Consider the following 15253-nt stretch of genomic DNA (forward strand, 5'->3'; position numbering starts at 1 on the left):
GCATTTCCGCAGTAAAATAAAGACAGTATCGAAGAAAGTTGGTGCACGTGTGGGTAGAACGATTGCCATCGCCAATCAAAAGGGCGGTGTAGGAAAAACAACTTCATCAGTTAATTTAAGCGCCTGCCTTGCATACTTAGGCAAGAAAGTGCTGTTAATAGATATCGATCCACAAGGCAATGCGACGAGCGGCGTCGGCATCAATAAAGGGGATGTCGATCAATGCATCTACGAAATTCTCATTGACGATGTGGATGTCAAAGACACAATCATGGAGACAAAAGTCGAAAATCTTCATGTGGTGCCGGCGACGATTTCGCTGGCCGGTGCGGAAATTGAACTGGTCTCGACCATTTCACGTGAAGCGCGGCTGAAAAATGCATTGGCGGAAGTAAAGGATTTATACGATTACATCATCATCGACTGTCCGCCATCACTTGGCTTGTTGACCTTGAATTCATTGACCGCTTCAGACGGAATTATTATTCCAGTACAATGTGAATATTATGCTCTAGAAGGTCTAAGTCAGTTATTGAGCACCGTCCGCTTGGTCCAAAAACACTTGAACCACGATCTGATGATCGATGGCGTGCTGCTGACGATGTACGATGCACGGACCAATCTGGGCATGCAAGTCATCGAAGAAGTGAAGAAATACTTCCAGGACAAAGTGTACGATACAGTGGTTCCGCGCAATGTTCGCTTGAGCGAAGCCCCGAGCCATGGAGAGCCAATCATCATCTATGATCCGAAGTCCAGAGGCGCAGAAGTTTATCTAGAATTGGCGAAGGAAGTGATTCGTAATGGCTAAAGGATTGGGAAAAGGCATCAACGCATTGTTTCCAGGAGAAACGGTCAACGAAACGGATAAAGTGATGCAGATCAAATTGACCGATATTAAGGAAAACCCGCATCAGCCGCGTAAAGTGTTCGACCAGCAAGCGCTTGAGGAACTTGCCGAATCGATCCGTGAGCACGGCATTCTGCAACCGGTCGTGGTGCGGAAAAAAGGCGAGAAATTCGAACTAGTCGTCGGCGAACGCCGATTCCGTGCGGCGAAACTGTGCAAATTGAAGGAAGTTCCCGCCATTGTCAAAGAGTTCAATGAGCAGCAAATGATGGAACTGGCGATTCTCGAAAACTTGCAGCGTGAGGATTTAACGCCGATTGAAGAAGCGGAAGCCTATCAGAAGCTGATGGATACACTGAATTTGACGCAAGAGCAATTGGCGTTCCGGCTTGGCAAAAGCCGTCCGCATATTACCAACCATATCCGCTTATTGACTTTGCCGAAGGACGTGCGCGAACTCATTTCGGATAAAAAGCTGTCGATGGGGCATGGCCGTACTTTGCTCGGGCTGCGCAGCAAAAAGGATATTTCCGAGACAGCGCAAAAGGCGGTCAAAGAAGGATTGAATGTCCGTCAGCTGGAGAATTTGGTGCAGCGTTTGAACGATGATGTTCCACGTGAAACACCCGAAAAGAAAAAGGATATCTTTATAGAAGAAAAACAATCTGAACTGCGTGACCGCTTCGGCACGAATGTTCAGATCAAAAAACAGAAGAACAAAGGCAAGATCGAAATCGAGTTTTTCTCAGAGGATGATTTGGAACGGATCCTGGATTTGCTGAAATAAACCTTCCACGGGCATATAGCATATTTTGTGCTTATGGCGGGTTTATCCAATTGAACCGTGACATCGATATGAAAACAGCCTATTTTCCGGAGACGGGAAATAGGCGTTTCTTTGAAGCGGAAGAAAGCCGCGCAGCTGGAAAATAAATCTGGCGCAAGGGCAGCTCAGCGGCCAGCTTTTAAAACTCAAAAAAAGAGGGAGAAGAGCCGGGCGCTCTGCAAATTCCGGAGCACGGAGAGGAAGGAGCTCGAATATGGTTCTTTGGGGAACGTTGGTCAACGCGGTTTTAATTGTCATAGGAACACTGATTGGGCGGGCATTGCGCAATATTCCCGACAGGATGAAAGAGACGGTCATGTATGTCATTGGGCTTGTGGTCGTCGTCCTAGGTTTGCAGATGGGCTTTGAGAGCCAGAATTTCGTCCTCGTCATCATCAGCTTAGTGCTCGGTGCGGTCATTGGCGAATGGGCAAGGCTCGAAGATAAATTGAATGCATTCGGCCATTGGATTGAACGGATGCTTGGCACAAAAGAAAGCCAGGGCAGCCTGGCGCAAGGGTTCGTCACGGCGACGCTGATTTTCGTCATCGGCGCGATGGGCATTATCGGCGCATTGGAGAGCGGCCTCAGCAATGAACACGGCGTTCTCGTATCAAAAGGCATCATCGACGGATTTACGTCGATCATCCTTGCCTCGACACTCGGCATCGGCGTCATGCTGTCAGCGATTCCCGTATTTGTGTACCAAGGCTTGATCGCTTTGTTCGCGACGCAGATCAGCTTGCTTATCCCGGAAGCGGCACTGGACTTGTTCATCACCGAGATGACGGCGACCGGCGGGGTGATGATCGCAGCGATCGGCCTTAATTTGATGGGCATCGTGAAGATCCGTGTAGCGAACTTATTGCCGGGGATCATTGTAGTTGCGTTTCTTGTCACGGCCGTGTTTAAATTCAATCTGATGTAAGTAATTAAAGAAGGTGTAGACGTGTTTTTTGAAAGAAGCGTTGTTGAAAGATTTGTAAATCAGATGACGACAAAGTTGCTGGATGAGCAAATGTGGCTAGACATTTCCGGAACAGCTTTACGTGTCGTATTAATCGCTGTCGGTGCCTATATCTTGACGCGTGTCATGCGGATCATTATCCGCAAATCGTTTTCGGTTCGACTGAGAGGGCCGATCAAAACGAATGGCCGGCGTCATCAAACTTTGTCGAAGTTATTGGAGAATATCGTTACATATGTCATTGGATTTATGGCGCTGGTCGCCATACTCGCAGCATTCTCGGTCAACATCAGCGGGATCATCGCCGGTGCCGGGGTGGTCGGCCTCGCTGTCGGCTTTGGCGCACAGAACTTGGTGCGCGATGTCATCACCGGCTTCTTCATCATTTTTGAAGACCAATTTTCAGTGGGTGATTACGTCCGCATCAACCAAGCCGAAGGGACGGTCCAGGAAATCGGTTTGCGTACAACGAAAGTGCAGGCGTGGACCGGTGAGTTGTTCATCTTCCCGAACGGCACGGTTACGGAAGTCGTCAATTTCTCGCTCCATAATTCGATTGCGGTCGTGGATTTGAGCGTTTCACACGATTCCGACCTGGCGAAAGTGGAGCGGCTGATCTTGGAATTTTTGGAAACGGTCCAGCCCACTTACGAAGAAGTCATCAGCCCAGCCGAACTGCTCGGCGTACAGAACATGACAGCGACGGAAGTGGTCATGCGCTTGACGGCGGAAACTTTGCCGATGCAGCATTTTGCGGTATCCCGCAGAATGCGCCGTGATTTGAAGGAATTCCTCGACCAGCGCGGCGTCGAATTGCCATATCCTCGCATGGTCGTCATGCACCGCGAGCCGGGGGATCCGGCGGCAATGAATGCGAATAAATGATGGGGGGATGCAGCCATGGAAATGAAAGAATTCGGGCTGAATGATATTGTCGAGATGAAAAAAGGGCATCCATGCGGGGCGAACGCCTGGAAAATTATCCGCATGGGCGCCGACATCCGCATCAAATGCGAAGGCTGCCAGCACAGCGTCATGCTGCCGCGGGCCGAGTTCAATAAAAAAATGAAAAAGGTATTGGTGAAAGCCGAGGCGGAATGAACAATGGACATTTCCGCCTCCTCTTTCTATAATGGAATGGTTGCAAAATTTGTGAGCGAAAAAGAAAGGTCGTGAATCCTTTGGCATTAACTGCAGGGATTGTAGGATTACCAAACGTGGGGAAATCCACATTATTCAACGCTATTACGAAAGCGGGCGCCGAAGCGGCGAACTACCCGTTCTGTACGATAGATCCAAACGTCGGCATCGTCGAAGTGCCGGATGAGCGCCTCGATAAACTGACGGAATTGGTCGAACCGAAAAAGACCATCCCGACGGCGTTCGAATTCACCGACATCGCGGGCATCGTCAAAGGCGCCAGCAAAGGGGAAGGGCTCGGTAATAAATTCCTTGCCCATATCCGTGAAGTGGATGCCATCACACAAGTGGTGCGCTGTTTTGCCGATGACAATATCACGCACGTTTCGGGGGGAGTGGACCCGGTATCTGATATCGAGGTCATCAATTTGGAACTCGTCTTGGCAGACATGGAAAGCATCGAAAAACGCATTGCCCGCAATGCGAAGTTGTTGAAGCAAAAGGACAAAGATGCAGTCGCTGAAGAACCGGTCTTGGCGAAGCTCCGCGAAGCTTTTGAAAACGGCGAGTTGGCCCGTTCGATCGACTTTACGGAAGATGAGTTGAAAATTGCAAAAGGCTTGAACTTATTGACACTCAAGCCGATGCTCTATGTGGCGAATGTATCGGAAGATGAAATTGCCGATGCCGCAAACAATGAATACGTCCAGCAAGTCCGTGATTACGCAGCTGGCCATGATTCCGACGTGATTGTCGTGTGTGCGAAGATCGAAGAGGAAATGGCGGAGCTTGACGATGAGGAAAAAGAAATGTTCCTCGAAGAGCTCGGCATCGAAGAGTCAGGGCTTGATCAATTGGTCAAAGCCGCTTATAACTTGCTAGGCCTTGCCACTTATTTCACTGCCGGCGTGCAGGAAGTGCGTGCATGGACGTTCAAAAAAGGCATGAAAGCCCCGCAATGTGCGGGCATCATCCACTCCGACTTCGAACGCGGCTTTATCCGCGCAGAAACCGTCGCATACGAAGAATTGGTGGAAGCCGGTTCGATGGCAGCGGCGAAAGAAGCCGGAAAAGTGCGCCAAGAAGGCAAGGAGTATATCGTCAAAGACGGCGATGTCATGCTCTTCAGATTCAATGTATAAGGCTTACGCCTAATAGTTTATTGTCAGTCATCGCCATGGAAACAAGTTAACAACGGATTGGCGGCTGGAAAAGAATACCGAACCGGGTGCTTTTTGAGCATCCGGTTTTTTATGAGGAGGGAAACGAATGTATTTATTCGCATATGGAACCTTGAAAAGAGGCGGCAAATACCATTTCTATCTGGAAGAAGCGGAATTGGTGGAAGAACACGTGACAATTTCAGGAAGCTTGTATGACACAGGGCTTGGCTATCCGGCGCTCGCGCTGGCGGGAGACGATGTCATCCAAGGAGAGCTTTACGATATCCCGGACGTCTTATGGCCGGCGATCAACGATTTGGAAGATTATTCGGGGAACGCAAAAACCGATATGTACGACCGTCTGACGATCGAGGTCGAAACCGGACGCGGCACGAAACAAGCGATCGTCTACACGGCGAAAGCGGAGCGATTGTTGAAGGAATATATCCCGGAAGGCGTATGGGACGTGGAACGGTCGTTTGTGAAATAATAAACAAAAAGAAGGCGCGGCAGATTTTCTGCTGCGCCTTCTTTTTTATTTGTACGGATCCTGCTATTCATTCATCAAGCGGCGGGTAGCTGGAATAGACATGGAGGCGGGGAAGTTTTGGGTCATCCAGTATCCACGCATCATTGGATTCCTTGCGCAATTCGCGGTACATGAGGAAATCGCCGAACGCGCCGGCCGTCAGCATGGCGCCGAGCAGGACAAGCACTTGGTCGCCGATCCAAAAGCCGATAACCGTCGGTAAAACAGCCGTCATCCAGAACGGCAGCAACAACACAGCCCGCATGGCCCGGTTTTTCACGGGCCGGTCAGTCGTCGCATAAGCGATGCCCATTTTTAAATTGAGGCCGTATTGAAGTGAAGCTATGGGCGCTTTGCCGAAGACGACAAAGCCGATCAAATGAAATAATTCGTGCAGCACGATCAATAGTGCGTAACCGCCGAAGAAATACAGGATGCCGAACAGTGAAAAGCCGAAAGACAGCGGCTCTCGGAACAGCTGGTAGGCGAGCGCGAAGACGACGACGAGCAAGACATTGAACCACAGCGCTTTCGGTGCGATTTCTTCTATGTTCAAATCGATGACTTTTTGCGGTTCCATTGGCAACACATCCCGAATTTTGATGCTTTCAGTATAGCTCAAATTACAGCTTGCTGGAAACCTATGCATATGCTACAATATGGTGATGTGAGTAATATTTATGATTGCTTGCTCCTTGCCCGCTGGAAACAGCAGGGCCCAAGTCCATAAGGAGGTGACAATACGATGAGAGAATACGAAGTAATGTACATTGTACGCCCGAACATTGAAGAGGACGCTAAGAAAGCGCTAGTTGAGCGTTTCAGCGAAGTCCTGACTTCAAACGGTGCGGAAATCATCGAGTCGAAAGAATGGGGTAAACGCCGTTTGGCTTATGAAATCAATGATTTCAAAGAAGGTTTCTACCAGATCGTGAAAGCGAACGCTGGAACTGAAGCTATCAACGAGTTTACACGTCTTGCGAACATCAATGAAGACATTATCCGCCACATCGCTGTACGCCTAGACGTATAAGATAAGCGGAATACAGATAATACACGACTTGAAGAAGGAGGTTGAATTCTGATGATCAACCGGGTTGTATTGGTCGGAAGACTGACAAAAGATCCTGATCTTCGCTACACGCCAAGCGGGGCGGCGGTGGCCCGTTTTACACTTGCTGTAAACCGGACATTCTCCAATGCGCAAGGTGAACGCGAAGCAGATTTTATCAATTGTACCGTTTGGCGCAAGCAGGCTGAAAACACAGCGAATTTCCTCAAAAAAGGGAGTCTCGCCGGTGTCGAAGGCCGCATTCAGACTGGCAGCTACGAAGGTCAAGATGGCAAGCGCGTTTATACGACGGAAGTGGTGGCAGACAGCGTTCAATTCCTTGAACCGAAAAGCGCCAACTCCGGATCTGGGGATCGTTCAAACGATCGCTCGTATGGACAGCAGCCATCTTATCAACAGAACCAACCGTCTAGTCCAAGTCAGCAAAACAACACTCGCGTAGATGACGATCCGTTCTCAAGCGGAAGCGGGAAGATCGAAGTTTCGGACGACGATCTGCCGTTCTAAACCAGGCGCCCATCAGCGAATAGAAAATCTGAAGATGAGGGAGGTAATTCGATATGGCACCACGTCGCGGAGGCAAGAAGCGTAAAAAGGTTTGTTATTTCACTTCAAACAACATTACACGCATCGACTACAAAGACACTGATTTGCTTAAGAAATTCATTTCTGAGCGAGGCAAAATTTTGCCACGTCGTGTTACGGGCACAAGCGCTAAATGGCAACGTCGTTTGACGATTGCAGTTAAACGCGCTCGTATCATGGCACTTCTACCGTTCGTAGCGGAAGAAAAATAAGATTGTCCAAAGAGGCCGGGAAACCGGCCTCTTTTTTATATGCTTTGGGAAGTAGACTGGATTGAAAAAGTTAAGATTACACCGTGAAGATTGCAACTGGAACGAGGGGAATGGAAAGAAGTGAGTGGAAAAGCTTCCGCTTTTCGACTGCGTTGCAGGGGCACGCTTTCCAGAGGGCTCGCATTGAGCCGCTTCGTCGCTGCGCTCCTGCAGGGTCTCAATTATCTCGCTAATCCTCCCGGAGTCGGCCCCTTCCGCTCCGTCTCTAGTTTTAGAGGGAATGAAAGCTTCTTCTGTCCACTCGACAGAAAATGAGGAAATGCTTCATGTTTTGTAGCTCAAGTCATCTTTAATGTAAAGAGGCTAGTTAGCTCTGGTCCCTCAACAAAGTTTTTGGCTAAAGCACCAACGTGCCAGACGCTTCATCCCAAGAAGCGATTCCCCCACTAGCCGGCAACTAGCTAAAGAAGTAGATCTATTTAAACGCATCTCAATCAATGGAATCTTCAAGCCGCCCAGCGTAAAAGGGTGAGCCGATGCCGTAAGACAGGCGTTCTTCCTGGCTTATGGCAAGAGGCCAACCCAAAGCCGGGCGGCGAATAATAAGATGAAGCACAAGTAGAATGCTGAAACAGTTCGACACGTAAACTCTCATTATCTTTTCATATATTTTCCCAGGAAGCGATTTCCCCACTAGCCGGCAATTACCTACAGAAGCAGATCTATCTAAACATACTCCAATCAATGAAATCACCAAGCCGCCCAGCGAAAAAGGGTGAGCCGACGCCATAAGACAAGCGTCCTTCTTGGCTTATGGCAAGAGGCCAACCCAAAGCAAGGCGGCGAATAATAAGGTGGCGCCCGAATAGACTGCCGAAACAGTTCAACATACAAATTCTCGCCATCTTCTTCAAACTTATCCCGGGAAGCGATTTCCCCGCTAGCCGGCAACTAGATAAAGAAGCAGATATGCTTAAACATATTCGACTCAAAGAAATCTTCAAGCCGCCCGGCGTAAAAGGGTGAGCCGATGCCGTAAGACAGGTGGTCTTCCTGGCTTGCGGCAAGAGGCCAACCCAAAGCCGGGCGGCGAAGCGCAAGATGAAGCACAAAAAGAATGCTGAAACTTTTCGACAAACAAACTCTCATTATCTTCTTATATATTTTCCGGCAAGCGATTCCACATTTTTATTTCCAACGACTATTTCTATCCACCGGCGAATCAGCGATAATGATTTTCTATAGGCGGCTATTGCCGGAGGGCGCGAATTTTTTCCTTCTCGAAACGGGGCGATAGGTGTACAGTGAGGCGACCGCCCTTTTTTGTTCGGGGGCTTGAATCATGGTACAATTATACGGATGAAATAAACTCGAAAGAAGATGAAAAACGCAGATATGCCTAACCAAAAGACACGTCAGTTGACGAATGGAGCCATGATGACGGCGCTGTTTGCCGTCTTATTGGCTATTTCTGTATATGTACCGGTGCTAAGTTTGATCAGCACACTGTTTTTGGCATTGCCGATTGCTTGGTATAGCGCCAAGTATCCGGCAAAGGCGTCGGCGCTGGTCGCAGCGGTCGGGGTCGTGTTAAGCTTTCTGATCGGCGGATTGCTGTCTTTGCCTTTGGCATTGATTCACATACCGCTGGGGCTCATGATTGGGCTGTCGATCCATTATAAAAAAAGTAAATTGTTTATGTTCATGGGTTCGAGTATCGTGTTGCTAGTGTCATTGATGGCACAATACCTTGCAGCAATCGCCTTTTTAGGAATTAATTTCCTAGAAGAATTTACGGCGGCGATGCGCAGTTCGTATGAACAGGCCGGTACGTGGCTGGAGCGCCTCGGGTCGGAATCGACGCAAGAATACGAGGAGCTTGTGGCGCAGTTCATGCTGACGTTCGAGACCTTGCTGCCGACGCTGTTGATTTTGTCGGTATTTACGACGGTGTGGGTGTTGTTGTTGATCCTATTGCCGATTTTGAAACGGCTTGGCATCGAAGTGCCGAAATTCCCTCCGTTCCGCGAGATGCGCTTGCCGAAAAGCGTGCTGTGGTATTATTTGATCGTCATTTTGGTGTCCTTGCTGTCGGATTTCGAGCAAGGAACCATGGCTTATTTGATTTTCGCGAATGCCTCGATGCTGTTGCAGTTCCTGCTGTTCTTGCAGGGGGTATCGTTCTACCATTTCTATATCCAGCAAGAGGGCTGGCCCCGCTGGGTGATGGTGGTCGTGACGGTTCTTGCATTTCCTTTGCAGTCGTTTACGAGCATCATCGGGATTTTGGATCTCGGCTTCGACATCCGGGGCTGGATCAAGCGGGCGCACGAGTCTAAAGGAAAGTAAGGAGCTGAAGAGAATGTCGGCTTTTTTCAGGAAACGTAATCTAAGATACCCATTGCTGGCATTGCTGGCTCTTGGAATGGCCGCTGTCATCCTCATCTCCCTTTGGTCGGAATGGGGCGCGGGCATTTTCGCCATCCTCTACGGGGCGGCGATCACCTCGGCGTGGGTACTGGAGAAGCGCAACTATGAAGAGACCGAAAAGCATATCGAAACGCTGTCCTACCGGATGAAGAAAGTCGGTGAGGAAGCATTGCTCGAGATGCCAATCGGGATTCTGCTGGTCAATGAAAACCAGCAAATCGAATGGGCCAACCCTTATATCACCTCAGCGCTTGATTACGAGACGCTGATCGGTGAATCGGTTTATAGCTTGACGGAAGAATTCAACCAATTGGTCAAATCCACTGAATCGAATGAAATGGTCATGTCGCTTGGCGGCCGCAAATACCGCGTCTATTACCGTGCGGATGACCGTTTGTTCTATTTGTTCGATATTACCGAGCAAGTAGAGATTGAAACTTTGTATCACGCGGACCGGACCGTCATCGGCATCCTGTTCATCGACAATTACGATGAATTGTCACAAGGGATGGACGATCAGGTGCGCAGCAATTTAAATAGCCTGGTGACGTCTTTGATCAATCGATGGGGGACCGATAACGGCATTTTCGTGAAACGGATCTCCTCGGACCGCTTTATGGCAGTGTTCAATGAATCGATCCTCCAGAAATTGGAGGAAACCAAATTCACGGTGCTCGACGATATCCGGGAAGTGACGGCGAAAGACAATATGGCGCTGACACTGAGCATCGGGGTCGGAGCGGGTTCTGCTTCATTGATCGAACTGGGTGCGATGGCGCAGTCTGGGCTCGATTTGGTGCTTGGGCGCGGCGGCGACCAAGTGGCGATCAAGCATCCGAGCGGCAAGGTCAAGTTCTACGGAGGCAAAACCAATCCGGTCGAAAAGCGCACGAGGGTGCGCGCACGCGTCATTTCGCATGCGCTTCGCGATTTGATCCAGGAAAGCGACCAAGTCTTTGTCATGGGCCATAAAATGCCCGATATGGACTCGATCGGCGCGGCGGTCGGTGTGGCCAAGATGGCGGAAATGAACCGCGTCAAAGGCCGCATCGTCATCGATTTTGACGAATACGACCGCAGCGTCATGCGCTTGATGGAAGAAATCGAAAGTGATCCGGATTTGTTCGAGCGTTTTATTACCCCGGAAGAGGCATTATCGGAAATGACCGAGCATTCGCTGCTTGTCGTCGTCGATACGCACAAACCGTCGATGGTCATCGATGAACGCCTGCTTCAGCGCATGGAACGCGTCGTCTTGATCGACCATCACCGAAGAGGCGAGGAATTCATCACCAATACGATGCTCGTTTATATGGAGCCGTACGCATCGTCTACGGCGGAGCTCGTGACCGAATTGATCGAATACCAGCCGAAGCACGAAAAATTGACGATGCTCGAAGCGACAGCGATGCTCGCGGGAATCATCGTCGACACGAAAAGCTTTACGCTGCGCACCGGCGCCAGGACCTTTGAAGCGGCATCGTACTTGCGCTCGAACGGTGCCGATACGGTGCTTGTGCAGCGCTTATTGAAAGAAGACCTCGATACGTACATCGAGCGGGCGAAAATCGTCCAAAGCGTGGAATTCGTCGGTGACGGCATTGCCATCGCAAAAGGCGAGCCAGGGCGCATCTACAGCCCCGTGCTGATCGCCCAGACGGCCGACATCCTGCTGACGATGAAAGACGTCAACGCGTCGTTTGTCATCGCAGAACGCACGGAAGGCGGCGTGGGCATCAGCGCGCGCTCCCTCGGAGAAGTCAATGTGCAAGTCATTATGGAAAATCTCGGTGGCGGCGGCCATTTAACGAATGCGGCCACGCAGATGCCGGATGCAACACTCGAAGAAGCGGTCGGGCAATTGAAGACCGTATTAATGGAAAATGATGGAGGAGGATCTGAAGAATGAAAGTTATTTTCTTGAAAGACGTAAAAAATGTAGGCAAAAAAGGCGATATCAAAAACGTGGCGGACGGCTATGCGAACAATTTCCTGTTGAAAAACAACTTGGCAGTGGAAGCTGACCAGGCAGCGATGAGCAAACTTGCCGGCCAGCAGAAGAAGCAGGAGAAAGAAGCTGAACAGGAACTGGACGAAGCGAAGCAATTGAAAGAACAGCTCGAAAGCCTGACGGTTGAATTGACAGCAAAATCCGGTGAAGGCGGCCGCTTGTTCGGCTCGATCACATCGAAACAGATCGCTAAGGAACTCGAAAAGAAACATGGCCACAAAATCGACAAGCGCAAAATGGAGCTCGACGACGCCATCCGCGCGCTTGGCTATACGAATGTGCCGGTGAAATTGCATCAGGATGTAACCGCGACATTGCGTGTGCACGTTACTGAAGAAGCGTAAGGGGAATAGATATGAACGAATCGATCGACCGCGTCCCGCCGCATAACCAGGAAGCCGAGCAATCCGTCATCGGGGCGATTTTCCTGGAGCCACAGGCACTTGTTTCCGTAGCGGAAATCGTCATGCCGGACGATTTCTACCGCGTCGCCCATCAGAAGATTTTCCAGACGATGATCGATTTGACGGACCGCGGCAAAGCGGTGGATTTGGTCACGGTGACAGAAGAGCTATCGGTCAAGAAAGAGCTCGAAGATGTCGGCGGCTTGTCGTATTTGACCGAGATTGCCAATGCGGTGCCGACAGCCGCAAACGTCGGGCATTATGCCCATATCGTGGAAGAGAAAGCGTTATTGCGCCGCCTCATCCGTGTAGCCACCACAATCGTTGAAGACGGCTTTACGCGTGAAGACGAAGTAGAGGCTTTGCTTGCCGAAGCAGAGAAGAAAATGATGGAAGTGTCGAGCCGCAAAAATGCGGGCGACTTTATCCACATCAAAGATGTATTGGTGAAAACTTACGACAATATCGAACTCTTGCATACGCGCAAAGGCGATGTCACCGGCATTCCGACCGGTTTCCGCGATTTGGACAAAGTCACCGCGGGCTTTCAGCGCAACGATTTGATCATCGTGGCTGCCCGCCCGTCCGTCGGTAAGACGGCCTTCGCGCTCAACGTCGCGCAAAACGTCGCGACGAAGACCGAAGAGAACGTCGCGATCTTCAGTTTGGAGATGGGGGCAGAGCAACTCGTCATGCGGATGCTCTGCGCGGAAGGCAATATCGATGCCCAAGTCATGCGGACCGGCGCCTTGCAAAATGAAGACTGGCGCAAGCTGACGATGGCCATGGGCAGTTTATCGAATGCCGGCATTTTCATCGATGATACGCCAGGCATCCGCGTTAACGATATTCGCGCGAAATGCCGCCGCTTGAAGCAGGAATACGGCCTTGGAATGATCATGATCGACTATTTGCAGCTGATCCAAGGACCCGGCAAGGCCGGCGAAAACCGCCAGCAGGAAGTATCCGATATTTCCCGTTCATTGAAAGGCCTGGCACGTGAACTTGAAGTCCCGGTCATCGCCTTGTCGCAGCTGTCCCGTGGGGTTGAGCAGCGGCAAGACAAACGGCCGATGATGTCCGATTTGCGTGAATCCGGATCGATCGAGCAAGATGCCGATATCGTATCGTTTTTATACCGCGAAGATTATTACGACAAAGAAACCGAAGACCAAAACATGATCGAAATCATCATCGCCAAGCAGCGGAACGGCCCGACCGGCACCGTTAAACTGGCGTTTGTGAAGGAATACAATAAGTTCGTCACCATCGATTGGGCTGACCATGAAGGCGGCGGCGATTTCTAGACGATCTATTAAACACGAACATTAAATGCAAACATGCATTTCGATGTTCGTGTTTTCTTTGGTTTCATATTGACGCCGAGGCGCTCTATTGGTACAATAAAGACTGTTTGAAACAGGGCGACAAGCCTAACGGAGGTGCGGACGATGACATCAGTCGTAGTAGTAGGAACGCAATGGGGAGACGAAGGAAAAGGGAAAATCACGGATTTTCTGTCGGAACACGCAGAAGTAATTGCGCGTTACCAAGGCGGCAACAACGCCGGCCACACAATCATTTTTGGCGGCGAAACGTATAAATTGCATTTGATTCCATCGGGGATTTTTTATAAAGAAAAAACATCGGTTATCGGCAACGGCATGGTCGTTGACCCGAAAGCGCTTGTGCAGGAACTGAAAGGCCTTCACGACCGCGGGGTGACGACGGAGAACTTGCGCATTTCAAACCGCGCCCACGTCATTTTGCCTTACCACATCAAGCAAGACGAAGTGGAAGAAGCGCGCCGCGGCGCCAACAAGATCGGCACGACCGGCAAAGGCATCGGGCCTGCGTATATGGACAAAGCGGCGCGTGTCGGAATCCGCATCGCGGATCTTCTGGACCACGTCGTGTTTGAAGAAAAATTGCGCATGAACTTGAAAGAGAAAAACCGCATGTTCGAGAAATTCTATGAGACGGAAGGCTTCACAGTCGAAGAGATCATGGAAGAGTATTATCAATATGGCCAGGAAATCGCACAATACGTGACCGATACATCGAAAGTGCTGAACGATGCCTTTGATGCCGGCCGCCGCGTATTGTTCGAAGGCGCACAAGGCGTCATGCTCGATATCGACCAAGGAACTTATCCGTTCGTCACGTCATCCAACCCGGTAGCGGGCGGTGTCACGATCGGCGCAGGAGTGGGCCCGACGAATATTTCACACGTTATCGGCGTCTGCAAAGCGTATACATCCCGTGTCGGCGACGGCCCGTTCCCGACGGAATTGTTCGATGAAGTGGGCGACCAGATCCGCACAGTCGGCAAGGAGTTCGGCACGACAACAGGACGCCCGCGCCGCATCGGCTGGTTCGACAGCGTGGTCGTGCGCCATGCACGTCGCGTTAGCGGATTGACGGATTTGACCGTCAACTCGATCGACGTCTTGACAGGGCTTGATACAGTGAAAATCTGTACAGCTTACCGCTATCAAGGCGAATTGATCACGGAATATCCAGCGAACTTGCGCATGCTCGCAGACTGCGAACCGGTCTACGAAGAAATGCCGGGCTGGTCTGAAGATGTAACATCGTGCAAATCACTCGATGAATTGCCGGACAACGCGCGCCATTATTTGGAGCGCATCTCGCAATTGACCGGTGTCCAGATCTCGATTTTCTCTGTCGGACCGGACCGCAACCAGACAAACATCGTCAAAAGCGTTTGGCGTTAAGCGAATACCCAAAAGCCGCTGCCTCTTTTTAAGAGGACAGTGGCTTTTTTTTTTATGTTTGCTACAAATTCGCCATAAACGGCAAAGCCGTCTCGTACGCTTATATGATGTTTATGACAATAAAGTCACAGAAAAAGGCTGTGAAATGGAAAAAAAGGACGGAAATCATAAGTTTTTTGCCTCTATTTGCAGAATTAAAGAAAATCATGACAATAAATGGATAATACTGGATGTAAATTAACACTTCTGTAACGATAAGTTTATCGGGTGAGCCTTTGAAAATGGATATGGTAGAGTGGGGAAGTTGAAAAAACGGAAGACCCTGC

At 50.1% G+C, this 15253-nt stretch carries 16 protein-coding genes; 15 read left to right on the plus strand and 1 reads right to left on the minus strand.

The genetic code is table 11. From position 1 onward, the window contains the following. The first annotated feature begins 49 nt into the window (after positions 1-49). From AB9R92_RS08930 to AB9R92_RS08960, 7 genes are all read left to right on the plus strand, one after another. A complete protein-coding gene (locus AB9R92_RS08930) occupies positions 50-811 on the plus strand; it encodes a ParA family protein (RefSeq protein ID WP_058382274.1) in 762 nt (253 codons plus the stop codon). Beyond that, positions 804-1637 carry a ParB/RepB/Spo0J family partition protein gene (locus AB9R92_RS08935; RefSeq protein WP_370669116.1) on the plus strand — a complete coding sequence of 278 codons (834 nt, stop codon included), beginning with the start codon at positions 804-806 and terminating at the stop codon, positions 1635-1637. The genes AB9R92_RS08930 and AB9R92_RS08935 overlap by 8 nt, the downstream gene beginning before the upstream one ends. Positions 1638-1890: 253 nt before the next feature. Continuing rightward, complete coding sequence (locus tag AB9R92_RS08940) at positions 1891-2604, plus strand: DUF554 domain-containing protein (protein WP_370669117.1); 714 nt, start codon at positions 1891-1893, stop codon at positions 2602-2604. A 63-nt stretch (positions 2605-2667) separates the two neighbouring features. Further along, on the plus strand, positions 2668-3528 hold the full coding sequence (locus AB9R92_RS08945; protein WP_370669118.1) for a mechanosensitive ion channel family protein: 861 nt from the start codon (positions 2668-2670) through the stop codon (positions 3526-3528). 15 nt (positions 3529-3543) lie between these two features. Continuing rightward, positions 3544-3744 carry a DUF951 domain-containing protein gene (locus AB9R92_RS08950; protein ID WP_068871157.1) on the plus strand — a complete coding sequence of 67 codons (201 nt, stop codon included), beginning with the start codon at positions 3544-3546 and terminating at the stop codon, positions 3742-3744. Between the two features lie 80 nt (positions 3745-3824). Further along, the gene (ychF, locus tag AB9R92_RS08955; protein ID WP_274624417.1) at positions 3825-4925 is read left to right on the plus strand and encodes a redox-regulated ATPase YchF; all 1101 of its coding nucleotides are present in this window, start codon (positions 3825-3827) and stop codon (positions 4923-4925) included. Between the two features lie 127 nt (positions 4926-5052). Next, entirely contained in the window at positions 5053-5436 is a 384-nt protein-coding gene (locus AB9R92_RS08960; RefSeq protein ID WP_370669119.1) for a gamma-glutamylcyclotransferase family protein, read from the plus strand. A 67-nt stretch (positions 5437-5503) separates the two neighbouring features. Here AB9R92_RS08960 and AB9R92_RS08965 read toward each other — a convergent pair whose 3' ends face one another. After that, positions 5504-6055, minus strand: a complete 552-nt coding sequence (locus tag AB9R92_RS08965; protein WP_370669120.1) for a DUF3267 domain-containing protein — start codon at positions 6053-6055, stop codon at positions 5504-5506. Positions 6056-6220: 165 nt separating this feature from the next. Between AB9R92_RS08965 and rpsF the strand changes: the two genes are divergently transcribed. From rpsF to AB9R92_RS09005, 8 genes are all read left to right on the plus strand, one after another. Continuing rightward, entirely contained in the window at positions 6221-6508 is a 288-nt protein-coding gene (gene rpsF, locus AB9R92_RS08970; RefSeq protein ID WP_101192091.1) for a 30S ribosomal protein S6, read from the plus strand. Between the two features lie 51 nt (positions 6509-6559). Then, entirely contained in the window at positions 6560-7054 is a 495-nt protein-coding gene (gene ssb / locus AB9R92_RS08975) for a single-stranded DNA-binding protein (RefSeq protein ID WP_058382281.1), read from the plus strand. Positions 7055-7107: 53 nt separating this feature from the next. Next, entirely contained in the window at positions 7108-7344 is a 237-nt protein-coding gene (rpsR, locus tag AB9R92_RS08980; RefSeq protein WP_058382282.1) for a 30S ribosomal protein S18, read from the plus strand. A 1395-nt stretch (positions 7345-8739) separates the two neighbouring features. Continuing rightward, entirely contained in the window at positions 8740-9693 is a 954-nt protein-coding gene (locus AB9R92_RS08985) for a YybS family protein (protein WP_370669121.1), read from the plus strand. A 13-nt stretch (positions 9694-9706) separates the two neighbouring features. Next, positions 9707-11683 carry a DHH family phosphoesterase gene (locus tag AB9R92_RS08990; RefSeq protein WP_370669122.1) on the plus strand — a complete coding sequence of 659 codons (1977 nt, stop codon included), beginning with the start codon at positions 9707-9709 and terminating at the stop codon, positions 11681-11683. Continuing rightward, complete coding sequence (gene rplI, locus AB9R92_RS08995; protein WP_370669123.1) at positions 11680-12129, plus strand: 50S ribosomal protein L9; 450 nt, start codon at positions 11680-11682, stop codon at positions 12127-12129. Before AB9R92_RS08990 ends, rplI begins: the two co-directional genes overlap by 4 nt. Before the next feature lie 11 nt (positions 12130-12140). Beyond that, positions 12141-13496, plus strand: coding sequence for a replicative DNA helicase (gene dnaB, locus AB9R92_RS09000; RefSeq protein ID WP_370669124.1), 1356 nt, complete (start codon positions 12141-12143; stop codon positions 13494-13496). Positions 13497-13640: 144 nt separating this feature from the next. Next, positions 13641-14927: an adenylosuccinate synthase gene (locus AB9R92_RS09005; RefSeq protein ID WP_370669125.1), complete on the plus strand. Its 1287-nt coding sequence runs from the start codon at positions 13641-13643 to the stop codon at positions 14925-14927. The last annotated feature ends 326 nt before the right edge of the window (positions 14928-15253 follow it).

It is taken from the genome of Planococcus sp. SSTMD024, assembly GCF_041320495.1.
Classification (GTDB): Bacteria; Bacillota; Bacilli; order Bacillales_A; family Planococcaceae; genus Planococcus.